This window comes from Pseudoxanthomonas winnipegensis (assembly GCF_004283755.1).
GTDB lineage: Bacteria > Pseudomonadota > Gammaproteobacteria > Xanthomonadales > Xanthomonadaceae > Pseudoxanthomonas_A > Pseudoxanthomonas_A winnipegensis.
The window spans coordinates 16486-41262 of sequence record NZ_SHMH01000015.1; the positions used below are offsets into that span (position 1 = coordinate 16486).

Here is a 24777-nt window from a genome sequence, read left to right on the forward strand (position 1 = left end):
TTATTCGGTCTTGGGCGCGCTGCTGGGTTTGGCCGGCTCCGCGGCCGGCCACCATTCCGAAACCGGCTTGGCCGGTTCGGTGGTGGACGGGGCGTAGGCGTCGGTCTGCTTCGCTGGCTTGGCTGCGGCCGCCGGCGACGGGCATTGCTTCTGCGCCGGATCGCCGTAGGCGCGGTCGGTGTCCAGCCTGCTTTTCAGGTTGTCCGCGGCGCTGCGGCCGTAGGCGCTGTCGATGATGGCCCGGCACTCGTCATCGAACAGCAGCGCGCAGCCGCACTTGCTGGGGATCGACCCCGGCAAGGGCTTGGGTGCCTCGCAGGTGGCCGACGCCTCGCAAGGCTTGCCGGCGGCAACGGCCTGCTTGGCTTCTTCGACCTTGGCGGCGTCGGCTGGATGCTTGTTGCAGCCCGTGATGGCCGCAACAAGCACCACGACCAGGGCCAGGGTGCGGCCCTTCACCACCAACCCCACACGCTGTTGGCGGCGGGCGCGCTGGACTTGTCGTAAGCCTTTCCGCCGCTGTAAGCGTTGTCGATGTTGCGCTGGGTAACGCGATCCCCTGCGATCTGGCGAGCCTGTTCCTCAAGGATCGCCTGATTCATCGCGGCGGTTTGCGCGTTGAGCTTCATCATTTCCTGCCCGACCAGCATGTTGATCTGATTGCCGGCCTGGGTGGCTTCCAGCGCGCCATTGGCGGCCTGCGAAGCCTGGCCCAGCGTGTTGAACTGCTGGTTGGTGCTGGCCAGCGAATCGAGCACTGCCGCGCCGCTGTAAAGCGCATCCTCCACGTTGTTCAGCCCTTGCGTGCGCCACTGGTCGGTCAGTTGCGAAAGCTGCTGGAACGTGGTGTCGCCGGTCACTTCCGGGAAGCGTTGGGCGAACATATCGCGGGTGTTCGCAAGGTTCGACATGCTGCCGCGAAGCTGGTTGATGCTCTGCTTGTAGGAATCGAACACCTGCTGGTACTGCCCGAAGATATTGGTCGGCAGCGAGGCGAGATTGCGGGCGTCGTTGGCGACTTGCTGGATTTGCAGGTTGAGCTGGTCGAGCTGGGTTTTGTATTGCTCCACCTGCTTGGCGTAGGCCGAGATTTCCTGAATCTGCTGCATCAACTGCGTGACCAGGTTGCTGCAATTGGCGCAGACGATGGCCTGCGCCGGCGGGGCGTACACGGCCGAGCCGCCGGCGAGGGCGATCCCGATGGCGAAGGTGAGTGCGGCGGTTGCGCTACGGACTTTCATGTTCGTTCTCCTTGATGGTTAGGCTGCTGCGGTGGTGTCGCGGGATGGTGCTGCGTTGCCGCCGTCCAATGAGCGCACGAAGTCGAGCGCCCATTGCAAGGGGGAGGCCGTCCGTTCGCCCGCCGGCTTGGTCAACTGCTCCTGATCGTGCTTGTTGACCAGGTGCGCGAGGTAGGCCTCGTTGAACTCGCGCGTGCCGGTGGTGTTCCTGCGGATGGCCAAGGCCTCCCGCTGGATTTCTTTGCCCGTTGCGCCGCAAATCGCCAGTGCGAGCGGCCCAAGGCCGAGCGAGAACAGGCGGTTGCCCTGCGGGCTGGTGAGGTAGTAGTCGCTTTTCGGCGTGCTGTTGGCGATGATGTCGAGCTGCTTATCGTTCAGGCCGAACATGCGATAGACGCCGGCGACTTCCTCGTTGCGGGCGCTCTTGTTCGGCAGGAATATCTTGGTCATGCACGCTTCGATCAGCGTGGGCAGAATCTTGGACTGCGCCACGTCGGCAAGGCTCTGCGTAGCGAACCACACGGCGACGTTGGCCTTGCGCAGCACCTTGAGCCATTCGCGGATTTTGGCCGAGAACGCCGGGTGGTCGAGGAACAGCCACGCCTCATCGAGGACTAGCATGCTCGGCCGCTTGGCGTCGAAGCGCTGTTCCAGCTTGTGGAACAGGTAGGACAGGACGGGCATGACCACCTGCGGGGTATTCATCAGTTCTTCCATCTCGAAAGCCAGCCAGCTACCGAGCGACACGTCATCGTGCGTGGCGTCCAGCAAGTGGCCGTGCGCGCCGTCCACGGTGAACGGATGCAAGGCCTGCTTGATGTCGGGGTCTTGCACCAGCACCGTGAACGCTGAAATGGTGCGCTGCTCGCGCGGGCCGACGGCCATTTCATTCAGGGCATCCCAAATGGCCCGCTTGCGCTGCGGGTTCATTTCGATGCCCTCGCCGATGATGATGTCGATGAGCCATTCCTGCGCCCAGGAGCGTTGAAGATCGTTGTCCACGTCAGCAAGCGGCTGGAAGGCCGGGCTGCCGACGCCGCCCAGGTCGTAGAACGTGCCGCCCACGTTGTCGGTCACGATGCGCGAGCTGCCGCCCTTATCGAAGATGTAAACCTGGGCGTCCTCGTAGCGCCGGAATTGCGCCTCTGCGGTGTTGAGGAATACCGACTTGCCCGCGCCGGTCGGCCCGACGATCAGGGTGTGGCCCACGTCGCCCACATAGGTGCTGAACCGGAACGGCGCGGTGCCGCCGGTGACCGCGAAGATATGCGCCGGCGAGTGGTTCAACCTGCTGTTGCCGGGGAACAAGTCGTTCTGGCAATAGACCGGCCCGGCCCACACGCCGGAGCTGGGCATCGCGTGAGCGAGGTTCAGCGTCGATACCATCGGCCGCCGGATGTTGTGCTGCGCATTGCCCGGCACCGCGCCCAGGAACGCATCAATGGCGTTGCCATCGCGGGCCTCGTCCACGGTGACGAAGCCCAGGCCGTTGATTTCGCGCTCCACGGCGCGCAGCTTCGTTTCCAGCCGGCGCGGATCGCTGTCGAGCACGATCAACGATTGCGTGAAGTACCCGTAGCCGACCGCCTCGGCGGCGATCTCCTGCATCGCCGCGTTGGCGTCGGCGGCGTTGGCCAAGGCCTCGGGGTTTTCCAGCGCCGATTCGGACTTGCTCATCAGCTCCTTGAGGATGACCATGAACGACTTGCGGCCGCTGAACCACTCACGCTGGATTTTCTTCATTTCCTTGTCGGCGGTGGCCTTGTCCAGGGCGACCCAACGGGTCACCCAGCGGAAGGCCATGCCGAGCCGGTTCAGGCGGTCGAGGATGCCGGGCGTGGTGTGCGTCGGGAACTGGCGCACGGTGATGACGCCCATGTAGTGCTTGCCCAGGCGCGGCTCCTTGCCCCCGATCAGGGGCGTGTCGGGCAGCACGCGGCAAAGCTCCTGCGACACGTCGCCCGGCACCACCGGGTGGCGCTTGGTGCTGATCGTGTCGTGCAGGTAGGTCAGCAGCTCGGAATCATCGAGCGCGTGGACTTCCGGCAGGATCGCGGTGAAGGCTTCCAGCAGGCGCGTGCGCTCCACCAGGAACTTGTCCAGCCAGTCGGTGATGGTCTGCCGGTCGCGGCTGGCCGCGTTCTTGCGCTGGCCGTCCGGGTCGGTGAAGAACCAGGCGCGGGCGGCGCTTTCGCTGGCCTTCGGTGGAAGCCAGCCGAGCGTGAAGTAGTAGTTCGTCTCGAAGTGCACGCCCGTCTCGGCGACCGACCGGCGTTCCTCGTCGATCATGTAGGTGATCGGATCGGGGAAGTTCTCGCCGCTGGGGTAGCTGGTGCTGGGGGTGCGTTGCGCGTCGATCTGGAAAAACCAACCGTCGCCGAGCCGGCGGAAAAGGTTGTTCATCTGCGCCGATACCGCGATCAGTTCGTACTTGGTCGCTGAATCGAGGTCGGGGCCGCGATACCGCAGCGTCGTGATGAGCGACGCATTGCGGTTGAGCACCACACCGGGGGCGACCAGGTACGCCCACGGCAGCAGGTCGCCGATGTCGGTGGGTTCGTTGCTGTATTTCGGAAGTCGCTGCATGGGTTGGCCTTCGCTGGGGTGGTCGCCGGCGTCGATCCGCGCATGCGGATCCTCGCCGCCGTCTGTCCGCTATGCGCGGTAGTGGGTTTTCAGCCGCAAGGCGCGCTTCAACGCCTCCGGCCATTGGGTGTCGTATTTGGTGAGGACGACCAGGCCGACGTGGATCAGGATGTAGAGCGGGACGCTCCACCACGATTGCAGGCCGAACACCAGGGCCGCGGCAATCGTGAACGCCACAATGGCTATGTCGCGGGGGATACCCGCGACAAGCCGGGGCGTGGAAAGCGCCCGATGGACTGGAACCTCGTAGCCTTCGGGGTTTCCGTTCTCGTCCATGTCAGAACACCGCGCCGCCGCCGTAGCCGAGGAAGTTCAGGAAGAACGACGCGGCGGTGAAGGCGATGGACAGGCCGAGGCACACCATCAGCAGCTTGCGCATGCCGGAGCCGCCTTCGGAGAAGGCGATGCCCAGGCCGCAACCGACGATGGCGATGACGCCGATGGCCTTGGCGACCGGCCCGGTGATGCTGTTGAGGATTTGGTCGAGCCAGCCTTCCCACGGCATGCCGGAGCCGCCGGCGAAGGCGACGGCCGGCACCAGCAGGCAGGCCAGTGTGAACAGTTGGAGCGTGCGAGTGTTGCGGAGCTTCATCGTGGTATCCCTTGGAGTTGTCGGTGGCAATGTGATTCTCGTCCCTGCGATTGGTTGCAAAAACATTGCACACCATCGCAGGCGCGAATCTAGCACGCCATTGCACACCGTGCAATGTGCTGCGAAACGCTGCCACAACAAGGGATTTTGGCTTGAAGCCTTGTAGGACTTTTCCTACATCATGTGTAGGAAAACCCTCACTGGCCGCCGCGCCGGCGGGCGGGTCAGATCGCGGCCACGAACTTGTATTCGTGGCCCGCTGGCCCGGCCTCGATGCCGGCCACGCGCAGCACTTCGCGCACGCGCCGCACCGACTTCCGCCCCTCGGGTGTGTCGATGGACACGAACCCGATGCTCACGATGAGCTGGATGGTGCGGGCGATCTTGCGCGGAACCGGCAGGAACCCGCCTTGCACCAGCAAGTCCTCGATGCGCTCCAAAGCCTCCTTCGCGCTGTTGGCGTGGATGGTGCAGAGGCCGCCGGGGTGGCCGGTGTTCCAGGCGTCCAGCATGTCCATCACTTCCGGCCCGCGCACCTCGCCGACGATGAGCCGGTCAGGCGTCATCCGCAGGGTGTCGCGCAGGAGGTGGGTCATGCTTCGGGTGATCTGCTCGCGGTTGCGCACGGTGCGCAGGCGCACCACTTCATCGGCTTCCACTTGCAGTTCCAGCGTGTCCTCAATCGTGATGACGCGACCCGTGACGCGGCCCAGCTCGCGCAGCATCGCGTTGGCGAAGGTGGTCTTGCCGGTGTTGGTGCCGCCGACAATGGCGATGTTGTCACGGTCGTGGATGGCTTTCACGATGAGGTCGCGCTGCTCGGTGGTGAGCTGCCCGCTGGCAACGTAGTCGTCCAGGGTGAGCCGCAAGCTGGTTTTCTTGCGGATCACGAAGGTGGGGCCGTCGGGCGATTCCGGCGGCAGTACCGCGTGGAATCGGTAACCCGATTCGGGCAGCTCGGCCGGGAAGCTCGGGTTGTCCTTGTCGGCAATCTCGCCGACGTGATCGGCCACGATCTTGATGACGCGGGCGCGGGTGCTCACGTCGAGCGTATGCTCGTGGCAAATCCGGCGGCCGTCCTTCGCGTACCAAAGGCGGCCGTCGGGGTTGACCCGGACTTCCTCCACCGCGTCGTCGTCCAGCAGTTCGCCGATGGCACCGCCGAGCGCGGACTTCATCATTTCCAGCAGTCGGCCGTGGCGGGTGATGCTCGTGGGGTGTGCCGCGTTCATGGGGTGTCGTCCGTTTCGTGTGGGGTGTCGTCTGGCGTTTCGGTCGCCTTGGCCAGCGCGTCGAACTCGGCGTCGGTCTGCGAGCGCAGGAGCGAAGCCGTGAGCTTGTCCAGCAGCGGCGTGCGACCGCTAAAAATCCGCTCTACCGACGCGATGAGGGCGTTGTAGAAGCCCTCGCCGGCGGCATTGCTCGCCGGGGTCGCCGCCGGTAGCCGCGCGAACAGGTTCTTGGTGGTGAGCGTGGTCAGCTCCACCAGCATCTGATTCCCGAAGTGGACGTTGCGCACTTCGTTCCGCAGCGCCCGCAGCTCCTTGAGCACCAGCATTTCCTCGGCCTTGGCGTGCTCGGGGTCGTAGCGTTCGGCCAGCGCCGCCTCCACGACGGCGCGCAGCGGAATACGCCGCTCCATCGCTTCGCGCTTGGCCAAGCTCATCAAGCGGCCATCTATTTGGGTGTGCAAAGCCACCTTGCCGGGAGACATCTTCATGGCAGCATGTAGTCGATGTCGCCATCGGCAGCATCCATGCCGTCGGCCTTGGCGGCGGGGCTGACGACGTGCTCGCGGCCAGCGGCCGCGCCGTCGTCGGCATCAAGCATCGGCTCGGCGGCCGGCTGCTGCTCTTGCTCCGGTTCCTGGTTCTGCTCCGGTTCCGGGGTTTTCGCCACGTCGCGGGCATCGGCAACGGCAGGCTGCAACGATGCGGCCACCGCGACCGGCATCACCGCGGGCTTGACCTGGCTCCACGGGTTGACGGGCGCGGCCGGCCCATAGGGGTAAGGCCTCGCCCTGGTGTCGGCCGGCGGCGCGTACTTGTGCGCAGGGTCGAGCACGCGCCCGCGCGGATCGGTCGGCGGCACCACCTGGCTAAACCGCTCGTCGCTGTAATAGCGGATTTTCTTCGCCATGATCGGCGGCAGGCCTGCGACCACGACGATTTCCTTGTCCGGCGGCATTTCGCGCACTTCGCCCGGCGTCATCAAGGCCCGCGCCGATTCCTGGTTGGACACCATGACGTGGCCCAGCCAACCGGAAAGGCGGCCGCCGGTGTAGTTGGTCTGCTGGTGGATTTCGGTGGTCATGCCAAGCGAATCGCTGATTCGCTTGGCCGTCTCGTCGGTGTTCGGCGCATACCAAACGTGGATGTGCGCGCCGTCCATGACGGTGTTGCTCGGGCCGTAGTATTTGACGATCTGGTTGTAGCTCTGGTTAATCATCATGCACTTGATGCCGTAGCCGGCGACGAATCCCAGGCCTTCCTCGAAGAACTCCAATTTCCCAAGCGAGGGAAATTCGTCCACCAGCAGCAGCAGCCGGTGCTTGTTGCCTTCCGGGTGCAATTCCTCGGTGAGCCGCCGCGTGATCTGTTGCAGCATCAGGCGGAACAGCGGCCGCAGCCGGGACTTGTCGCTCGGCGGGCTTATCAGGTACAGCGAAAGCGGGTACTTCGCCCGCATCAGGTCGGTGATGCGGAAGTCGCTTTCGCTGGTCGCCGCGCCCACGATGGGGTCGTAGTAGAGGTTGAAGAAACTGCGAGCCGTCGAGTGGACGCCGCTGCGCTCGTTCGCGCTCTTATTGAGCATTGCCCTCGCTCCTATCGCCACGACGGGATGCACTCGCCCGTCGCGGTGCTTGGTGTCGAGCATGTATTGCAACGTCGCCTCAATCGTCCGCTCCGGGTTGTCCAGGAACATGGCGATTCCGGTCAGCGTCTTGTTCGGCTCGGCGTACAGGACATGCAGCACGACGGCCAGCAGCCACGAATCCGCCTCCTTGCTCCAATGGTCGGGCTTGCCCTTGCCGTCGGGGTCAACAAGCATGTCCGTGACGTTCTGCGCGTCCTTCACTTCGTTGTCGCCGGGCCGGATTTCGGCTAGCGGGTTGTAGCGGCAGGTGTCGCGCTGGGCGGGGTTGAATTTCAGCGCGTACCCGATCCGGCTCCGGTAGCCCGCGGTCAGCTCCCAGTTCTCGCCCTTGATGTCGTTGACGACGACGCTCTCCTGCCAGTTGAGTAGCGTCGGCACGACGATGCCAACGCCCTTGCCCGACCGGCTCGGCGCGGTGACTTCCAGGTGTTCGGGGCCGTTGTGGGTGAGGTATTCGCCTTCGTCGGTAATGCCGAGCACCACGCCGGCATTGCCCAGCAGCCCCGATTTTTCGATTTCCTGCGCTTTGGCCCAGCGCGCCGACCCGTGCGTGGTGGCCGCCTCCTGGGCGCGGGTGCGGTAAATGGCAACCGCGACCATGACGCCGAAGCCGACGGCGACGAACCCGGCGACGATGTAGATGCCGTGCGTGAAGATTTCGGGCGCGTAGGCGTTGTAATTCCAAAGCCACGGGAAGTATGACCACGGTGCGTACAGGCCGTGCTCGCCCAGCCGCAGCCACGGCCGTCCGAGCTGTGGCTGGTAAGCCAGCGCATAGGCGACGTACTGCCCCGCCGCCCACACGCCCGCGAAGATGCAGACCAGGCAGGCCACGATGGGGCCGCCGCGCAGTCCGCCGGCGTGGCGGGTTTTCTCTCGTTGCTTGATGGCTCCGGCCATGTCCTTAGCTCCGTGTCAGTCCCAGCAGTTTGCCCTTGTCCAGCGTGTCCATCGCGGCGAACCGGATGCGTACCGACTGGAAGGCCTGGCTCATGCTCTGGCCCTGCGCCAGTTGCACCGCCACGTTGTTCCCGAGCTGGCGCTGCAAGCCGTCCTTCGCCGGCACCACGGCGAACGTCCCGTTCTGGACGATGACGGCATGCGGCCCGCTCGGCAGGTTTTCGATGGCCTGCACCTTCCCGTGGAAGCGCCTGGCCATGTCCAGGTTCACCGGCTGCCCGTACTTCGCTGCGAGCCGTTGCTGCGCCTCGGCCAGCTCGCGCTCGCGCATCGCCTCCGAGAATCCGGCCGCCAGCCGGATCCCGGTAGGCGTGCGCTCGGCCATGCGCAGCTCCACCAGCCGGTCGGCGCGTGCCTCCAATGCTTCCAGAAACTGCACCTGGGCGCGGGTGCGGATGCCGTTGCCCTTGAGCTGTTCCAGTCGTCCGCTCGCCAGCTCGTCGTCCAGGAACGTCCGCGCCAGGAGCTGGGATTGCCGGCGCAGCGGCCCCTTGCCGTCCACGTCCAGGCGCACGAAAGCATTCTTGTCGCGCCCTAGCGCGGGGTCGCCGGCAAGCCGTTCCGGCAGGTCGGCCGGCACGCGGTAGGTGCCATCTTGCAGCTTCTGGACGTGGCCGCGGCTGGCCAGCGCATCCATGCGCCGGGCGTGCGCCTCAACATACGCTTCCGGCGTCGCTCCGCCGGGCAGTTTCGTTTGATCCCAGCCTCGCACTTCGTCCAGGTGTCGGGACGGGCTGTAAACACCGTCCTGCAACCGCCGCAATACGTTCTTGTCGGCCGACGTGGCGGCGGGCGGCGTGTACGTCCCAAGCGTCACGGTGTCGCCGACGCGGGCGCGCTCGGGCATGTGGCGCTCGGCATGTATGCCAAGCGTCGCATAATGCACCTGGCCGTCGAAGCCGCCGACGATGACGTACTCCGTCCCCGATAGCTTGTCCGCCAATCCCCGATCCAGCACGATGCCCCGCACGGGTGCGACCTTGAGACTTTCTTTGTCCGCCAGCATGCCGCTCCGGCTGTGCTCGGCGTCGAGGTGGGGTTTGAGGTCTGTCGCCAGCTTGCGCTGCTGGGCCATCGCCCGCATCGCCTCCGGTGCCTTCTCGTGGATCGTCCAACGTCCGGGCGCGTGTTCGGTTGCCAAGCCGTGTTCCCGCAGCACCGCGAGCCGCTGTAAGCGTAGCTGACGCTGTGCGTTCTGGAAGGCATCGGCAGGCACGCGCCCGGCTTCGATCATGCCGCTGGCGCGCGTCTGCTGCTCACGCATCATGGATGCGTCGAGGCCTGTCCAACGCTCCTGTCCAACCTCCTTGGCGGCGGAACGGTAAATGTCCATGTCCGTCCGGTAGCCAAGCTCGCGCGTCGCCAGCTCCCGCGCCCGCTCGCGCATGCCATTGCTGATGTAGTCGCGGCTGATTACAAGGTCGCCGCCCTTGTCATCGACGCCGCGCACGATGATATGGACGTGGGGATTGTCGGTGTCGTGGTGAGCGACGGCCATCCAGTCAAGCCGCGTCCCCAAGTCCTGCTCCATTTTCTGCATCAGCTCGCGTGTGTAGCCTTCAAGGTTCATGTCGGCCCCGTTCTCCGGCGAGACAATGAACCTGAACGAATGACGATCTTCAGCGGCACGCTCTGCGAACGCCGCCGTGTCGTCTCGGGTCAGCTCCCCGCCTTCGGTGAATGGCCGTGCAGGCCCGCCATCCTTGTCAACGCCGTGCCGCTGCACGTAGTCAACATGGCGCTGCATCGCGGCCTTGCTCCCGACGCGAGGCGATGCCTGTACGCGGGCCTTGACGGTGACACCCTGCTGCCGATTTCCGGCACTAGTGCGGACACCGGCACCGCGCCCGGCATGGTGCTTGTTCGCGCCGGATGCACGCCCGGTTCGTGCCGCCCGCTTTGCCGCGCTCTTGACCCGGCTAATGACCTCGTTGACCTGGGCGTTGTTGCGCGCCTGTCGGCCCTTGGACAGGCGAACGCGCAGCGGTGTCTCGGCGCTCCGCGCCGGTGCTGCGCCTTCGCCCTGACCACGCTGTGGGCCGCTGGATTTGGTGTTGCCCGCCCCTGCCATAGCACCGCTCCACGCCGAGGATGGACTATGTTGTAACTTACAACATGGTCAACCGTCAATGTAGTAAATAATTTCTTTGAATTTCAGGCTATTAGAACCAACCTACCACACACACTTTTATCTTGCCCTAATCTTCCCGCCCCTCCGTTTCCCCTCCCGACGCCTGAAACCCTCCCGCACCTGGTCAACACCCCGCGACCTGCGGCCGCCGGCGGGAAGATGCTGTTGCTTCGGCCTCTGCGCCCGCCCTGGACGTGGCTGTTGCCCTACCCGCCAGACAAGCGAAAGCGGGTCAGCGTGATGGGGGTGGCGCAGCCTTCGGGCCAGTCCCCGGAAACCCGGTTGGCGCTGTCCTCGGATACACCACGGGAACAGCAGGAGTTTGGGCGTCGATGTTGCCTCTGCCGGTGCCATTCCCGCTTGCGGGAAACGCTACCGGCACGCCGGCCACGCGCGCGACTTTGGACACGTATCCATTCCGCATTCCGCGTGTTTCATTGCCCGTGTTGTACATCGACAAGGCGGCCAGCAGAGCGGGTTTTTCGGCTTGGTACTTGGCCCATGTCTGCGCGTAGTTCTGCCGCAGGATTGTGGTTCCAATGCGGATGTTCGTGCAGGGGTCTAGCAATGCCTCCGGCGTCACGTTGTACCGCCGCAGGTGCTGCGAGTTCACTTGCATCAGGCCTATGTCCGTGCTTCGGCCTGCCGCGATCTGCTCGTAAGCAATCCGCTTGGCGTCGTTCAGGTTCGACGGGTAGTAGCTGCGCACTTGGTTATTGATGGCGTAGGGATTGCCGCCGCTTTCGTGCTGGATGATGGCCTGCACGGTCTGCGGATGCACGCCTATGGAGCACGCTAGAATCAGGGATGCAAGGTCGGCCATGTCGTCACTCCTTCACCGGCCCGCGTGTCCAGATTGCAGTCAGGTTCCCGTCGATATTTGACACCGGAACGAACCCGTAATAGCGCCCGTCATAGCTGTTGGGAAGCCCGTCCCCTACCGGGAAAAAGTGACCAGGAGGGACGCGGCTGCATCCTTTCAGTTCGTGCGGTAGCGGCTTCCCGGTTCTGTCGGTGTCAGCTACCGGGCCGATGCGCGTGAACGTCGCCGGCTTGCCGGGTTCGCTGGGCGTGGCAACGGTTGCTTCCGAACCTACGCAAACGGTATCCCCGGCGACCGCGGCAACGCGCTTGATGTACCAGCTTCCGGGTTTCATCCATCCCTGCTCGTACCCGTATTGCGCCGCTGCATTGTGGGGCTTGAACGCGACGATTCGGCCTCGCTCTGCTGTGCGGTTGTTGTGGTTCAGCAGGTAGATTCCTTCCGCAATGCTGGGCGTAAGATTGGCGGTGAACGTGTACCCGAGCGCAGACAATCCGAGCGCAGCCGCGCACGCAGTAAGCGGGACGATCAGGGCCAGTGCCAGCCCAATTTTCAGCCCCTTCCGGGTCTTGCTTCGATGGGTCTGCATGTGCCTTAAACCTTCCTTTTCCGTGGTAGTTTGGCTCTCACGTCGGCGGTGTAAACCTTCAACCGCGCCAGTGGCATGCGTTGAAAAAACTGCTCTATACGGGCCAATTGTAGCCGGTCTAGGTTCCCGATTTTTGCCGCATTCAGGGCCAGCCACGCGACGTATCCACGCACCCGCGTTGCACCCGTTATGTCGGCCAGAATGGCGACATTAGGGCGTACAGACGGCACGCTCACACCCTCCATTCCGGGCCGCAACGCCTCGCACAACACCACGCGCCAGCGCGTCGTTCCGAAGTCGTTTTGTTCCCACAAGTCCAGCGCGAAACGGTCGCCCGGCGCGAAGCGCAGCAAGCGGCGGCGCGTACCATCCTCGCCGACCACCCACGGCCCGGCGTGCCGGGGCTTGCCGGCCAGTACACGGCGATTCGCCCTGCCCTTTTGGAAGGCCTCGACCACCTCCGCGCCCGCGATCATGGCTGCATGCGTGACTGCTTGCATGCTTGCATGCTCCTACCAGCATCACCGATGCGGCATGCATGCATGCTTGCATGCGTGAGTTCTTGCACGCTTGCATGCTTCCGTCCGGGCTGCATGCGTGGCGGCTTGCATGCTTGCATGCTTGATTTCGTGCCAGCTTGCAGGCTTGCATGCACGTCATTGGTGTGCCCGTGGATTGGCATGCTTGCATGCGTGCAATCAAGCATGCCAACCGGCTTGCATGCTTGCATGCTCATTCCTCCGGTGTTGGGTCGGGATCGGCCAGTGCGGACAGAGGGGCCAGCCCGAACGATTCCAGGAACATCGAGATTCCCTTGATGGCGATGTCCTGCACGTTCATGTTGTGGGTGTAGCGGAATTCGCCCAGCCGCTTGAGGTCGTCGGCAGTCAGGTAGCGAACGGTGATGGTGCGGTTAGCGCCGGCCTTCGGCATGACCTTGGCCGACGATGGCCGCGCCTTGCGTGCCGGCTTCTCGGCGGCCGGTCGCGCCGGCCGCTCACGCGCCGGCTTCTCGGGGTGGTTCTTGTCCAGGGCAGCCAATCGGCCGGACAGTCCGGTGCTCATGCGTTGCCTCCTTCCGTCGTGGTGGCGAGTAGGGCGTTCACTTCACGCCATAGGGCGCGTATCTCAAAGGCCGCCTTCCCGGTCGGTTCAAACTCGGCGACGGCTTGCCCGTGGGCGAGGGCGCGCCGGTACGCCGTGCGGTCGTGGATGACGGTCTGCAATACAGGGATGCCGGTGCTGGCCAGCTCTCGCTCCACTTCGCGGGTTTCGCTCGCGCGGATCGGCGCGCTGGACAGGATGAACGCGCCCGGTTTGCCACTCGCGTGAAGCAGGCGAATGGACGCCGGCGCGGCGGCCAGGTCTAGCAGACTGGGGCGAATCGGCATCAGTGCCAGGTCGGCATGCTCCAACGCTGCCGCGATGCCGGCCGATGCGTGGGGCGGGGTGTCCACGATCAGCAGGTCATAACCTTCCTCCGCGGCGGCCTGCACCGCCTTCCCGACGTTCGCCGACGTAATCGCTACGACTTCCAACGTCGAGGCCTTCCGCGTCTCCGCCCACGTCTTGGCCGAACCCTGCGGATCAGTGTCGGCCAGCGCAACGCGCAAGCCGGCTTGCTCGGCCGCAACTGCAAGGTGGACGGCGATGGTGGTCTTGCCTGCGCCGCCTTTCTGGACGGCTACGGCTACGGTTTTCATGCGCTGCGCTCCTGATTGGTGGTTACTCGCTGCCTGCGAGTGTGCAATACCATAGCGCGCTGCATGCAAGCCTGCAAGCTGGCACGAAATCAAGCATGCAAGCATGCATCTGGCGTCGCACTGACGGAACAATGACGGCGGAATCCAGCTGCTGGCGTTCTATTCGTGGAACGTCCTGCGCTCGTGTTCGTTCCGGGGGCGTTTGCACCTGGTCATGCGCCGCAGCTCATCCCCCGGCGACGCCTTTCCTCGGCGAACGTCCCGAAGCCGATACCCGCTCAAAGGGCGATGTTCCTACCGACACCGCACCCACCCACTCCCTGCTGACCCGCTTTTGGGGTGAGGGAGCCGCCGGCGGAGCGCACGCGCGATGTTTCCGGGTACGGAGCGCTTGGGCGCGTAGCCGGTGGGAGAGGGGCATCGCCCCTCTCCGGGGAGTCGAAGTTGCGAGCATCGCAGCCCCGCAGGGGCGAGAAGCGCAGGACAGAGGGGGCGCAGCCCCCTGCAACTGGACAAGGCTTCAAACGTTGTCGGCGGCGCGAAGCGACGGCGACGCCGATCAAGCTGTTGCGACTGACAGGGCTTTATAGCCAGAGGCGACTGGAAGGCCGGCGAAGTAAGCAGGAGAAATAACGCGACTTGCCCACAACGTCATGCACAAGTGCTGTGGATAAGTCGGTCATGCGGCTTCGGCGGCGCTTCTGGCCGCCTGCGGGGAGCGGACGACGCCGAGGGTGGGGAGGCATCAGGACGCGCCCGAGACGCGCTTGTGCGTCGATTGAGGGCGTTCTGGCGGGGTTTCCAACGGGCGGGGCAGGGCCGAGCCGCCCCGGCGGGCTATTTCAGCAGGTCGAGGATGTCGGCGATGTGCTGCTGGCCGCTCCTGCGAGCCGCCGGTGGGTCGCCGTTCGGCGGCGGCCTGGTCGGCACCGGATCGGCGGCAACGGAGCTGGCAGCGTCCAGCTCGCGGGCGACAACGGCCGGCGCGGCGTCGCCCTGCATGGCGGCGGCGTGCTGGCCGCGCTGCTGCGCGGCCTGGCGGCGGTCGAGGGCCAGCAGGTGCGCCGTGCCGGTCAACCTGGCCAGGAAGTCGAGATTCACGAAGCGAACGCCGGCGGCGCTCCGGTATTCGTTGTCGTCCACCATCCTGCGCACCTGCTTGGTGGGGCGCAGGATGCCTAGCGCGGTGAGCACGGCCACGGCCGAGCGCACCAGGCGCAGGGCCGATTCGCCCTGCTCGCCGAACGCGAGCTGGGCGATGTCGGCCTCGGTCTTGCGCTCGTAACGCCCGCCGCCGGGACGAGGGGTGCCGACGAACCCGGTCAGGGTCGATGCGCTGGTGAGCAGGACATCGAGGACGACGCCCGCGTTGCCGGCGGCATCGCTGCGCCATTGGCGCACGCGATCCCGGCAGCGGGCGAGGCCGTAGCGCGGGACGATGGCCCGCGTTCGGCAGTAGGCCCAGAACGCGCCCTGGCGGTGGAACAGGGCGCGCTCGATTTCGGCCCTGGCGGCCTCAATGAACCGCGGCCGCCGCTTGCCGGGAAGCCGCCCACGCCAAGCGGCCCGCCGATGTTGGCGGGCGCTGTGGGGCTTCCCAGGGTGCGCGGTGGCCGGTTTCTTCATCTACGCCCCGCGGGTGCGGGGCGTGATGGTGTCCGGGCTTGGGGTGCTGTCGGATTCATCGCTGCCTGTTGACAAGGGGGTGCCCTTGCGGCAGGATTGGAACCAGTGACCGCCAAGTCCGCTGGATTCTTTGTCTCTGCCGCTTAGGATTCGCTTTCAAAAACCCGCCCTGCCAAGGCGGGTTTTTTCGTTTTGGGGTTCCGGTTTGCCGGGTGCCAGCCCGGCAAACTGTCCGGGAGTGTGAACCGGAGGTGTGCAAATTTCAAGGGGTTAGCACTGTGTATTCACATTGCACACTACGATGCACACCTGCGCCGACGATGCGATGACGCCGCCGCATAGCGAAAAGGCCGGGATTTCCCCGGCCTTTCGCGTGTACCTGGTCGAACTGGCGAACGGTCGTTAGCCGCCGCCAATCATCTTGGTGATGGCGACAACTGCGCCGGTCAGCGCGGCGAACAGCGCGCCGCCGCCGCCCAGCAAGCCAGCAGCCACGACGACGGGGTGCCACTTGGATTCGGCGCGGAGCTTGGTCGTCTCTGCTTCGGCCTTGGCGGTGCGCGCCGTCGATTCGCGGATTTCCTGCAAGGCGCGGGCAGTCTCGGCCAGCATCTTGCCGATTTCGGCGTGCAGCTTGTCGGCGTCGGTGTTGGGAATGGCGCTCATGATTCGATATTACTCCTGTTGGTGGTGGGTTGGTGAAGTCGGGGAGCTGCCCGCCGCCGTGGCGGGGGCAGGCTCCGGGTCGGGTCAGGCGTAGCTCGTCCAGCCCTTCGGCTGGCCATCCCACGGGCTGGCCCACGAATAGCTGTTCAGGCGGATCGAGTTCTTGCCGCTCGGCCGCTTGCCCTTCATCACGTCGCCGGCATAGCTGCCACGGCGCGGGGTGCAAGTGCCGGTCATGTCGCCGGTGTAACGCTTGTCCTGGTGTAGCGGAACGATGTCCACAACGGCCCCGCGAACGGCAACGACTTCGTAAAAGTCGATGTTCGTTTGCTCCCATCCCCAGCTTGAATAAAGCACGTCGCCGACGGCGAGCGTGTGCGCCTTCTGCCTCTCGGCCAATCGTTGCGCGATCACCTCGTTTTCAGCGGTGAGCCATGTCGCCGCGTAGCTGTCGCGCTCGGCTGCATCCTTGAACCGATACCGGAAAGCCGGCTTTGTCGAACGGCCCCGGAATCCGAAGGCGCAAGGGTAAGCGCCGTCCGCCGCCACCACGGCCGTGATGCCGTCGAGGCCTGCGCGATAGTCCCGCTCCGGGAAGTGCGCCAGCTTGTCCATGCGTGCGTTGCGCAGCTTGTCGGCGGTGGTCATCGCTTCGATGCCCTTCCCCCCCATCGCAGAACCCGAGTTCTGAGCCGGCTCTTGATGTTGCTGTTGCTGGTGATTTGCGTGGTTCATTGCATGCCTCCTGTGGTGGTTGGTGTCCATCGCGTCGCCGTCGTCCTTCGCCGTGCTTCCCGCGTAGGTCGGCCGGGCGGACAAGCTGGCGTTCAAGGGGTGGAGGGGCGGCTGGCGCGGCCCGCAGCGAAGCGAGGACACGGGCCGCCCCGGAAAGCGATAGCGGCCCCTTTAACGACTGCGCGCCCGGCCTACCTTTCAGCGGGGGCGAAGGGGGACGGTGATGCGAGGCTTGGACACGCCACGGGTGGCAATGAACGCGATCAGCGGCGGCGATAGCTGCCGTGCCGTGCGCCGGCGCGAATCCGCGCACGCGGATCTGCGCCGGCGTGCTCCTGGGCGGGCGCGATCGACGCGCAGCGGCGATCCCGGCCGCTGCTCTGGCTTCTGCCCGCGGTGGCCCGGCAGGGCCGCCGGGGGCGCTGTGCGCTGGCCAGCTCGCGCACCAGGTCGTGCGGTGGACGCCGGCGCGGGGCTGTCCGGGCGGTTGACGTGGCCACCAGGCCACGCGCCCGGCCGCGCCGGTGGCCGACGTGCTCGGGGCCGGCCCGGTAGGTCGCTTCGGCGACCAGGCCGGCATGCTCCGGGCGTCGGCGCGAATCCGCGCATGCGGATCTGCGCCGGCGTGCTCGGGTGGGGCGGGGTAGCGGCCCTGGGGGACGCGCCGGCCCATGCCCTGCGCCGCGTAGGAGCGCGCCAGCGCCCCGTGGCGTGCCTGCGGCCGCTGCGGGCCGGCGGCCGCAGGCCGCCGGCCCGTGCTCGTCGCCGGCGACATCGAGGCGCGACCGGCTGGCCGGCAGAATCCGCGCAGCGGATCCGCCGGGCAGAAAAAAGGCGGCCCGCGGCCGCCTTCCCGGTGCGCCAACCTGGCCCGGCGTCAGGGCGACGCCGGCACGGCGACCTTGCGCATAGCCGCGTTCACCAGCTCCATCAGCCTGAACTCGGCCATGCCGCTTTCGTTGCCGTCCAGCAGCAGCTTAGTGGGGTGGTATTGCTCGCCGCTGGCCACCACGACGATTTGGTACTGGTGGTCGGCAACGTCGATGCCGCTTAGCGCGACTTCCGCGTAGATTTTGGTGATGGTGTCCAGGCGCAGCCATTGCCACCGGCGGCCATCTTCGGTAGTCGGCAGCTTGCCGTCTTGCCGGGGAATCACATGCACCCATGACGGCACGGGGTCGATGTCCGTCTTGATGCCGTCGCTGGTGGAATGGACGAGTTGCGGCCGGTTGGTCATGGTCGTTGCCCTTGTCGATCAGTCGATGGGGAGCGGCCGCTGCGCGCCGGGCATCTGCTCGGGGTAGCGAGCGCGGAAGCTGGCCAGCGCGTAGCGGATTTCGCGCGTGAGGCCTTGGCCGAGCTGCGCGGGAACCGCAGGGTTTCGCAGCAGGTCAGCGATGGCGGCCAAGTGGCCGCCCAGCTCGTCAATTGGGGTCGAGCTGTTGGTGGTCACGGTGTCCGTCCCTGGGAATGGGTGGCTTGGGCTTTGGCGCGCTCGGTGCCGGCGTCCTGGCTGTCGCGCAGCGATGCGCCGTAGAGGTACACCACCAGGGCGAGGAACAGCGAAAGCATGGCGCTGGCCATCCTGCCACGGCCGAGCGACACCAGGCCGCCGGCGAGGAACAGAATGAACAGCACAAGCATGGCGAGCGGCACGGCGTAGCTCCTTTATCAGTAGTTGTAGCCGTGCGAGGCCAGCACTTGCGACATGTTCGATCCTTCCCAGGAACCGGGCCGAGTTTCGACCATGCCCAGGTCTTCGGCGAGCATTTCCAGCGCACCGGCAACGGTCAGCAGGCCATGTGTGCAGGCCTGCTCGACCTTGACCTGGTGCGATGCGTTCACGGAGTGCAGCAACCGGCGGATGGTGGTATGCAGATCACGCGGGAGCTTCACGTCAACGATGACGGTGTTGGCGTCGGCGATGACGGGTTCCGGCTCCAAGCCTTCTTCTTCGACGCTTCTCTCGATGGCCAGCTTCCGCGATTCGATCAGCCTTTCCGTGTCAGCCTCGGCAAGCTGGATCGTCACATGGTTGGGCTTCACGCCGGGCCGCCAATTGTTGGCCTCATCGAAAAACTGGTCGCGGTTCTCCCTGCTGGTGAGGAAGCCCGCCGAAACTTCCGGCGTGTAGCCGTACTGGGTGCCGAGAACGTCGGGGTCATCGGCAATACCCTTGTCGCTTTCGTCGATGAATCCGGGCAGGGACAAGCTAACGGTCGCCTCCGGATCGCAGTCGGCAAGGATAGCTTGCAGCTCGCGGACGGTGAGGCTCTTCTTGGCTTTGGCGTCGGTGCTCATGTGTTCCTCGCTTCAAGGGTTTTTGGGTATGTATTCGCGTGCAATATCATTGCACACAACAAGCAAAAAAACAAGCTGTCAAGCGTAGTTAGACCAATAAACTTTACTGCCATTCCACGGGTGTGCGTACACACCCGCCGCCAGCTTCACGCCGTTGCGCGGGTTGGCCCGCTTGCGGATCGGCTCGCCGACGTAGTGGCCGGGGCGGGGGACGGCATGGCCGGACATCGGCCCGGTTGCCTCGCGCTCCTGGGCCAGCTCGCGCAAGGTCACGGTACGGTTCTGCACGGCGACGACTTCGTAGAAGTCCACGTTCGTCTGCTCGTAACCGTAGCTGGAAACCAGGATGTCGCCGACGGCGAGCGTGTGCGGCCGCTTGGCGGCCGCGCGACGCTCGGCACCGGCGGCGGCGACTTGCTCGCGGCGCTGGGTGAAGCGGGCGATTTCGTGGTCGGCTTCGGCCTGCGAGCGGAACGCGAAGCGGTCGAATTTCAGGCTCTTTCCGTGGAACTCGGTCACGATGACACGGCCTGCTTCCTCGGCGACGTAGTAGCGCGAGCCGTCGGTCAGGTCGTGCGGTTGCTGGGCATAGCGCGGCCCCGCGATGATGTCGCGCCAGCGGGCGCGATCTTCCGGGGTCAGCGTGGCGGGATGGGGTAGGGAACGGTAATTCATGGTCGTGTCCAGGTCAGTGGGTGGTGGCCAGCAGCTCGGCGGCCGCGCGGTCGTGGTCGGCCTGCTCGGCAAGGGCAATGGCTTTGCGCGCCAGCTCGTGCGCCCGGTGCAGGCTGCGCACGCCGCCGGCGGGCAGCTCCCGCAGCAGCCGGGCCTCACGGCGCAGTCGGGCCGCGTGCTCGCGGCAGGCGCGCTCGTGGCGTCGGTGGTCGGCGATCAGCTCGCGCAGGTTGTGGGCGGCGTTCATGCGGCACCTCGCCGGCGCTCGTAGCGGATGGCGGCAAGCTGGGCTTGCGCGGCTTCCCACGCGGTGGCGCGGATGCTCGCGCCCAAGCGGACGATCTGCCGCAGTCGATCCTCGGCAGTCGGACGACGGGTGCGCTTCGGGTTCGTGCTCTGGCTCATCTTCGGTTTCCTCTGCTGGGGTGGGCCGTGGTGTGCAATTAGCTTGCACACCACAAGGCAAAAAAAGGTCAGTCCTCGCGGGGCTGCATGATGGTCATGGCCGGCGCGCCGTCATCGTCGTGGCCAAGGTGCAGGTACAGGGTGACCAGGCGCGGCCGCTGGCCACGACCGGAGCGCGGCACCCGGTACACCGGAAACGCGGCGCGGTTGCCCTGCGCGTTGCGCGCAGCGAAAACGCGGGCCATGTACACCACGTCCCACAAGCGGCCGGATTCGTCCTGCGGCACGCCCTTGCGTCGGGTGTCTGCATCGCTCCACGCGATGCAGTCCTCCCACACGGCGCGGGAAACGGCCACGGGAATCTTGAACCCGGCTTCACGGGCGACGGTGGACACGTCCACCAGGTCGCCGTCTGCGAGCATGTCGGCGCGGGTGTGGGAATGGATGAGGTCGGCGGCGGTGAACATGGTCTTAGGCTCCTTTGCTGCGGGCCGCGTCGAAGGCGGCATTGGTGAAGTCGTCCACGTACTCGGTGATTTCTTCCAGCCAGCGGGCGACGGCCGGCGGCAGCTCGTGCTCGCCGCAGTCCAGCTCGCCGGTGTCGCTGGCGCATCCGAACGTGGCGCAGGCCTCGCGCGGGCCGTACACCATCGCAACGGTTCCATTGCCCGGATCGTCCGGGCAGGCCTCGGCCGGATCGAGAACAACGCGATAGCGCCGGTCGGCAGGGCAGTAGTGGGTTTCGACGTTGGCGGCCATTCGGTCGATGAGTTGCATTGCTTGGTTCCTCCTGTGGTGGTCTATGGCGTCGGCGATCAGCCGTGCCGACGTTCCAGCTCGTCGGCCAGCTCGTTGGCGGCCTGCAAGTCGTTTTCCAGGCTGGTGGCGTGGTCTGCGATCACGTCCCAGCCGTCGTTCCCGTACACGAACAACACCGAGCCGACGCGCTCCCAGCGCGGGGCGTCGTCGGTGGTCGGGAGCGGGCGGTAAGCGATCAGCGTTTCCTCATCGGTCGCGCCCATCGCGGAAAAGATGGCCTTGGCATCGCGGGAGCGGCGCAAGGCCACTTCCTCCCCGTCGTACACGCTCACGAAGTAGCCGGCGGCCAGAAGGCCGGCAATGGCGGCCTTGGCGATGCGATTCTCGATGCGTTGGCGTTCTTGGATGTTCATGGTTCCTCCTGCGGCAGGTGTGGTGTGCATTGTTATTGCACACCACGGGCGAAAAATCAAAACAGGGCGATTTGCTCGGTGCGCTGCGGGTCGGTCTGTTCCAGCCAGTCGCGGGCGAAGGCCTCGACGCGGCCCGCCGGGATGCACGAACCCATCCACCCGCCGGAACTGCGGCCGCTGGCTTCGTCCAAGCTGTAAATGCGGCCGTCCTCGCGGAAAGCGATGCAGACATGCGTGGCATCCCACAACATGCCCGGCTTGCCGTAAGCGCCGCCAGCGGCCAGCTCGGCAGTCAGGCGGTACGCGGTCAGGCTCCGGCCCATCAGCTCCGGCCGTTCCTCCACGCGCTGCGCGACCTTGGCCAGCAGGCCGGTCAGCGCCGGCGACGGCTCGGCATCCCACATTTCCAAGTGCAAGGGAAACATCAGCGGTTCCCCAGCGTCAGGCCGCGCCGCTTGGCTTCGGCAGTACGCGCGAACGGCAACCGCTCGGCCAGCTCTGCATCGGTGATGGTGTCCAGCGACACCAGCCCGCCGCCATACCGCGCCCAGCTCATCAACGTGCGCGTTCCGTCCGGCAGTCTGCCCTTGAAATCCCGGTGCTCGTGGCGGTAGATCAGGTTAAACGCCTGCTCGCGCTCCTTCCCCCCCATCGCAGAACCCGAGTTCTGAGCCGGCTCTTGATGTTGCTGTTGCTGGTGATTTGCGTGGTTCATTGCATGCCTCCTGTGGTGGTTGGTGTCCATCGCGTCGCCGTCGTCCTTCGCCGTGCTTCCCGCGTAGGTCGGCCGGGCGGACAAGCTGGCGTTCAAGGGGTGGAGGGGCGGCTGGCGCGGCCCGCAGCGAAGCGAGGACACGGGCCGCCCCGGAAAGCGATAGCGGCCCCTTTAACGACTGCGCGCCCGGCCTACCTTTCAGCGGGGGCGAAGGGGGACGGTGATGCGAGGCTTGGACACGCCACGGGTGGCAATGAACGCGATCAGCGGCGGCGATAGCTGCCGTGCCGTGCGCCGGCGCGAATCCGCGCACGCGGATCTGCGCCGGCGTGCTCCTGGGCGGGCGCGATCGACGCGCAGCGGCGATCCCGGCCGCTGCTCTTGGCGGATGCAGCGAAGCGAAAAAAACGGGGCTTTCGCCCCGTCCCTCCTTAGTTGAGTTTTTCGACCAGCGCCGCGATGGCTGTTACCAGCGTCGCCAGGGCCGTGATGATGGCCGGCAGGTTTTCCAGCACCGTTTTGAGGACTTGATGCGTGCGGTTTTTCATAGTGCGTTCCTTTCGGCGCGGGGTTGTTGATCGCGCACCGATAAGGCGCATGGCGGACAAGGGCGACGTTCAAGGGCGAACCCGGAAGCCGCAGCGCAAGCGACCGCAGGGAGTGCGAACGGGTGAGGATTCGGCGTAGCGAACCCTTGTGCGGCGGCCGCGCCATGCGATGTTCGGTGCATGCTGGCGATCAACAACGCTGCGTCGATGCTAAGGAAGCGCACTATGAGCACGCATCGAGGCCGGGGTGCTGGATGCCGGACATTGGCCTTGGCGACGCTGGTAATCGCGGCGCTGGTCGAAAAGCCAGTGCAGGGCGGGGCGTCCGCTTTTTTCGCGCAGCGGAATCCGCCGGCGGCCAGCGGCCGCCTGCCGTTGCCGTTGCTTGGCGCGGGCAAAAAAAAGCCGCCGAGAATCCCCGGCGGCGGAAGCGGGCGGCCGAGAATCCCCAGCCGCCAACCTGGTGCGTATTACTCGGGCAGGTTCCAGTCCTCGCCCTGGTCTTTTTCCCTCGGCTCGCGCTTCTTCACGATCAGCGTGATTTCCCCATCGACCGCAACCGGGACGGTGCGCAGCTTGAGCGTGAAGCCGCCGCTTTGGGTCGGGAAGGCCACGCCGCAGCGGAACCATTCGGTGCCGGTTTCGCCGTCGCGCTTGGTGTATTCGTGGGGGGTCACCACGTCGAAGCGGTCGCGTTCGGCCGGCGCGGGGGCAGCAGCGGATTTGGAAGCGTTCTTGGCCATCGTCTTAACTCCTTCGGTTGTTGGGTATGCGCTTGTGCGCGTGGTCGCCATCGGGTGGTGAAGCGAGCGGTCAAGGGGTGGAGGGGTGGCTGGCGCGGCCCGCAGCGCAGCGAGGACACGGGCCACCCTGGAATCCCCTTTACCGCGCAAAGCGAGCTGCCCGACAGTGCCACGGTTACAGCACACGCGCCCAACAATCCGGGGGAGTTGATGGCCATGCGACCCGAACTCCGCCGCGCCGCGCTGGCCGCGACCGCGTGTGGTGGCCAGAATACACCTTGCAACGGCATTGCACACTTCCGCTGCGGCGTGGCCTTCCCGACCCGCGGCTTCTCGCGTTGCACCGGCTCGGTGTCGATGGGGATGCTGATCGTGAGGGGCCGAAAGGAAAGGGCGAGGCCTGCGCCTGCCCGATGCACCGGGTTGGCGGCTGGCTCGGCCGATAGTGCCGGCGTGTTCGGCGGCTGATTTGCCCGCGTGCTCTTGCTTCTGCAAGCGGAGCGCGCAGGGGCGAGGATTAGGGCCGACTGGCGATGACGCGGGACGCGGCATCGGTGCGCAGCACCCCAAGCCGATGACCGCTTGCGGTCACGCCCGCGAATGGGTTTGCTCGGGAGACTTGGACTTTCTCAATCGAGGCAATCCCGGCAATTTCAGTTGCGCACGATCACTAGGCTGGATGTTCTTCTGCTTAGGCCTGCTCGGCTTCTTCTGCGACCCCGACTTCGATTCACGCTTGAGCTTTGCCAGCGTCTTGATCGCATCGGGCCGGCCCCGTCGGTACGGTTTCGGATCGCGGACGTAATTCACCGGCAACACCTCAAACGACGACACGCCCAAGGCCAGCAGTTGAGCGGCGGCAGTATCGAGCGACGCGAACAAGCGGGGTTCGCCTCGCTGGCCATGCAATTGATTTTCGGTCTGGCCTACGCGCACCATCACGGCATAGCCGCCTCGCTGGCCGACCAGTTGCACGGCACGCAAAGCGCCCGCGGCCGCCAAGGCGGCGAGGGTGGTAACGGAAATGGCGGTTGTCATGATCGACCCATCAAACATACAAGTTTGATTGTCGAACATGCGAAGGTCGGGCTGCAAGCCCTACCGGGATGAAGGGGAATCCGAACATAACCGCCAATTCCGCGCAGTCGGCACGCTGCCCGCGATCCGGCTCGGAAAGCCGGGACTTTGCCTTTCATCGCATTTCGCCGGCGCGAATCCGCGCACGCGGATCTGCGCCGGCGTGCTCCTGGGCGGGCGCGATCGACGCGCAGCGGCGATCCCGGCCGCTGCTCTGGCTTCTGCCCGCGGTGGCCCGGCAGGGCCGCCGGGGGCGCTTTGCGCTGGCCAGCTCGCGCACCAGGTCGTGCGGTGGACGCCGGCGCGGGGCTGTCCGGGCGGTTGACGTGGCCACCAGGCCACGCGCCCGGCCGCGCCGGTGGCCGACGTGCTCGGGGCCGGCCCGGTAGGTCGCTTCGGCGACCAGGCCGGCATGCTCCGGGCGTCGGCGCGAATCCGCGCATGCGGATCTGCGCCGGCGTGCTCGGGTGGGGCGGGGTAGCGGCCCTGGGGGACGCGCCGGCCCATGCCCTGCGCCGCGTAGGAGCGCGCCAGCGCCCCGTGGCGTGCCTG

At 65.9% G+C, this 24777-nt stretch carries 31 protein-coding genes; all 31 read right to left on the reverse strand.

Features of this window, described 5'->3' with window-relative positions; all coding sequences use genetic code 11:
- The 31 genes from EAT51_RS19855 to EAT51_RS20005 all read right to left on the reverse strand — a co-directional run bounded on the left by EAT51_RS19855 (position 1) and on the right by EAT51_RS20005 (position 24186).
- Complete coding sequence (locus tag EAT51_RS19855) at positions 1-462, reverse strand: hypothetical protein (RefSeq protein WP_130561948.1); 462 nt, start codon at positions 460-462, stop codon at positions 1-3.
- Complete coding sequence (locus EAT51_RS19860) at positions 456-1241, reverse strand: TrbJ/VirB5 family protein (RefSeq protein WP_130561949.1); 786 nt, start codon at positions 1239-1241, stop codon at positions 456-458. Before EAT51_RS19860 ends, EAT51_RS19855 begins: the two co-directional genes overlap by 7 nt.
- A gap of 18 nt (positions 1242-1259) precedes the next feature.
- The gene (locus EAT51_RS19865; protein ID WP_130561950.1) at positions 1260-3827 is read right to left on the reverse strand and encodes a helicase HerA-like domain-containing protein; all 2568 of its coding nucleotides are present in this window, start codon (positions 3825-3827) and stop codon (positions 1260-1262) included.
- A gap of 69 nt (positions 3828-3896) precedes the next feature.
- Positions 3897-4163 carry a VirB3 family type IV secretion system protein gene (locus EAT51_RS19870; protein ID WP_130561951.1) on the reverse strand — a complete coding sequence of 89 codons (267 nt, stop codon included), beginning with the start codon at positions 4161-4163 and terminating at the stop codon, positions 3897-3899.
- A gap of 1 nt (position 4164) precedes the next feature.
- Positions 4165-4479 carry a TrbC/VirB2 family type IV secretion system protein gene (locus EAT51_RS19875; protein ID WP_165422729.1) on the reverse strand — a complete coding sequence of 105 codons (315 nt, stop codon included), beginning with the start codon at positions 4477-4479 and terminating at the stop codon, positions 4165-4167.
- A gap of 224 nt (positions 4480-4703) precedes the next feature.
- Complete coding sequence (locus EAT51_RS19880; RefSeq protein ID WP_130561952.1) at positions 4704-5711, reverse strand: ATPase, T2SS/T4P/T4SS family; 1008 nt, start codon at positions 5709-5711, stop codon at positions 4704-4706.
- On the reverse strand, positions 5708-6199 hold the full coding sequence (locus EAT51_RS19885) for a hypothetical protein (protein WP_130561953.1): 492 nt from the start codon (positions 6197-6199) through the stop codon (positions 5708-5710). Before EAT51_RS19885 ends, EAT51_RS19880 begins: the two co-directional genes overlap by 4 nt.
- Positions 6196-8256 carry an IncP-type conjugal transfer protein TraG gene (traG, locus tag EAT51_RS19890; RefSeq protein WP_130561954.1) on the reverse strand — a complete coding sequence of 687 codons (2061 nt, stop codon included), beginning with the start codon at positions 8254-8256 and terminating at the stop codon, positions 6196-6198. Before traG ends, EAT51_RS19885 begins: the two co-directional genes overlap by 4 nt.
- Before the next feature lie 4 nt (positions 8257-8260).
- Positions 8261-10387, reverse strand: coding sequence for a DUF3363 domain-containing protein (locus tag EAT51_RS19895; RefSeq protein ID WP_228258006.1), 2127 nt, complete (start codon positions 10385-10387; stop codon positions 8261-8263).
- 292 nt (positions 10388-10679) lie between these two features.
- Complete coding sequence (locus EAT51_RS19900; protein WP_130561955.1) at positions 10680-11270, reverse strand: lytic transglycosylase domain-containing protein; 591 nt, start codon at positions 11268-11270, stop codon at positions 10680-10682.
- A 4-nt stretch (positions 11271-11274) separates the two neighbouring features.
- Positions 11275-11859, reverse strand: coding sequence for a signal peptidase I (gene lepB, locus EAT51_RS19905; protein WP_130561956.1), 585 nt, complete (start codon positions 11857-11859; stop codon positions 11275-11277).
- Between the two features lie 5 nt (positions 11860-11864).
- On the reverse strand, positions 11865-12359 hold the full coding sequence (locus tag EAT51_RS19910) for a DUF2840 domain-containing protein (protein ID WP_228258007.1): 495 nt from the start codon (positions 12357-12359) through the stop codon (positions 11865-11867).
- Between the two features lie 232 nt (positions 12360-12591).
- Entirely contained in the window at positions 12592-12924 is a 333-nt protein-coding gene (locus EAT51_RS19915; RefSeq protein WP_130561957.1) for a hypothetical protein, read from the reverse strand.
- Positions 12921-13562 (reverse strand): ParA family partition ATPase, encoded by a 642-nt coding sequence (gene parA / locus EAT51_RS19920; protein ID WP_130561958.1) that lies wholly within the window; start codon positions 13560-13562, stop codon positions 12921-12923. Before parA ends, EAT51_RS19915 begins: the two co-directional genes overlap by 4 nt.
- Positions 13563-14399: 837 nt before the next feature.
- Positions 14400-15188 carry a hypothetical protein gene (locus EAT51_RS19925; RefSeq protein ID WP_130561959.1) on the reverse strand — a complete coding sequence of 263 codons (789 nt, stop codon included), beginning with the start codon at positions 15186-15188 and terminating at the stop codon, positions 14400-14402.
- Between the two features lie 402 nt (positions 15189-15590).
- Complete coding sequence (locus EAT51_RS20705) at positions 15591-15854, reverse strand: hypothetical protein (protein ID WP_228258008.1); 264 nt, start codon at positions 15852-15854, stop codon at positions 15591-15593.
- An 84-nt stretch (positions 15855-15938) separates the two neighbouring features.
- Positions 15939-16589 (reverse strand): hypothetical protein, encoded by a 651-nt coding sequence (locus EAT51_RS20475; RefSeq protein WP_205965183.1) that lies wholly within the window; start codon positions 16587-16589, stop codon positions 15939-15941.
- 877 nt (positions 16590-17466) lie between these two features.
- Complete coding sequence (locus tag EAT51_RS19945) at positions 17467-17826, reverse strand: hypothetical protein (protein ID WP_130561927.1); 360 nt, start codon at positions 17824-17826, stop codon at positions 17467-17469.
- Between the two features lie 18 nt (positions 17827-17844).
- Entirely contained in the window at positions 17845-18042 is a 198-nt protein-coding gene (locus EAT51_RS19950; protein WP_130561928.1) for a hypothetical protein, read from the reverse strand.
- Positions 18039-18245 (reverse strand): hypothetical protein, encoded by a 207-nt coding sequence (locus EAT51_RS19955; RefSeq protein WP_130561929.1) that lies wholly within the window; start codon positions 18243-18245, stop codon positions 18039-18041. Before EAT51_RS19955 ends, EAT51_RS19950 begins: the two co-directional genes overlap by 4 nt.
- A 15-nt stretch (positions 18246-18260) precedes the next feature.
- Positions 18261-18890, reverse strand: a complete 630-nt coding sequence (locus EAT51_RS19960; RefSeq protein ID WP_130561930.1) for a hypothetical protein — start codon at positions 18888-18890, stop codon at positions 18261-18263.
- A gap of 78 nt (positions 18891-18968) precedes the next feature.
- Positions 18969-19565, reverse strand: a complete 597-nt coding sequence (locus tag EAT51_RS19965) for a hypothetical protein (protein WP_130561931.1) — start codon at positions 19563-19565, stop codon at positions 18969-18971.
- Positions 19566-19578: 13 nt separating this feature from the next.
- Positions 19579-19812 (reverse strand): hypothetical protein, encoded by a 234-nt coding sequence (locus EAT51_RS19970; protein ID WP_130561932.1) that lies wholly within the window; start codon positions 19810-19812, stop codon positions 19579-19581.
- A complete protein-coding gene (locus EAT51_RS20375; RefSeq protein WP_165422728.1) occupies positions 19809-19970 on the reverse strand; it encodes a hypothetical protein in 162 nt (53 codons plus the stop codon). The genes EAT51_RS19970 and EAT51_RS20375 overlap by 4 nt, the downstream gene beginning before the upstream one ends.
- A gap of 68 nt (positions 19971-20038) precedes the next feature.
- The gene (locus EAT51_RS19975; RefSeq protein WP_130561933.1) at positions 20039-20437 is read right to left on the reverse strand and encodes a DUF6573 family protein; all 399 of its coding nucleotides are present in this window, start codon (positions 20435-20437) and stop codon (positions 20039-20041) included.
- Positions 20438-20441: 4 nt separating this feature from the next.
- Positions 20442-20747, reverse strand: coding sequence for a hypothetical protein (locus EAT51_RS19980; protein ID WP_130561934.1), 306 nt, complete (start codon positions 20745-20747; stop codon positions 20442-20444).
- 38 nt (positions 20748-20785) lie between these two features.
- The gene (locus EAT51_RS19985; RefSeq protein ID WP_130561935.1) at positions 20786-21142 is read right to left on the reverse strand and encodes a hypothetical protein; all 357 of its coding nucleotides are present in this window, start codon (positions 21140-21142) and stop codon (positions 20786-20788) included.
- Between the two features lie 56 nt (positions 21143-21198).
- Positions 21199-21567 carry a hypothetical protein gene (locus EAT51_RS19990; RefSeq protein ID WP_130561936.1) on the reverse strand — a complete coding sequence of 123 codons (369 nt, stop codon included), beginning with the start codon at positions 21565-21567 and terminating at the stop codon, positions 21199-21201.
- Positions 21567-21857, reverse strand: coding sequence for a hypothetical protein (locus tag EAT51_RS19995; RefSeq protein ID WP_130561937.1), 291 nt, complete (start codon positions 21855-21857; stop codon positions 21567-21569). The genes EAT51_RS19990 and EAT51_RS19995 overlap by 1 nt, the downstream gene beginning before the upstream one ends.
- Positions 21858-22875: 1018 nt before the next feature.
- Positions 22876-23148 carry a hypothetical protein gene (locus tag EAT51_RS20000; protein WP_130561938.1) on the reverse strand — a complete coding sequence of 91 codons (273 nt, stop codon included), beginning with the start codon at positions 23146-23148 and terminating at the stop codon, positions 22876-22878.
- Between the two features lie 588 nt (positions 23149-23736).
- Complete coding sequence (locus EAT51_RS20005) at positions 23737-24186, reverse strand: hypothetical protein (RefSeq protein WP_130561960.1); 450 nt, start codon at positions 24184-24186, stop codon at positions 23737-23739.
- Positions 24187-24777 lie beyond the last annotated feature (591 nt).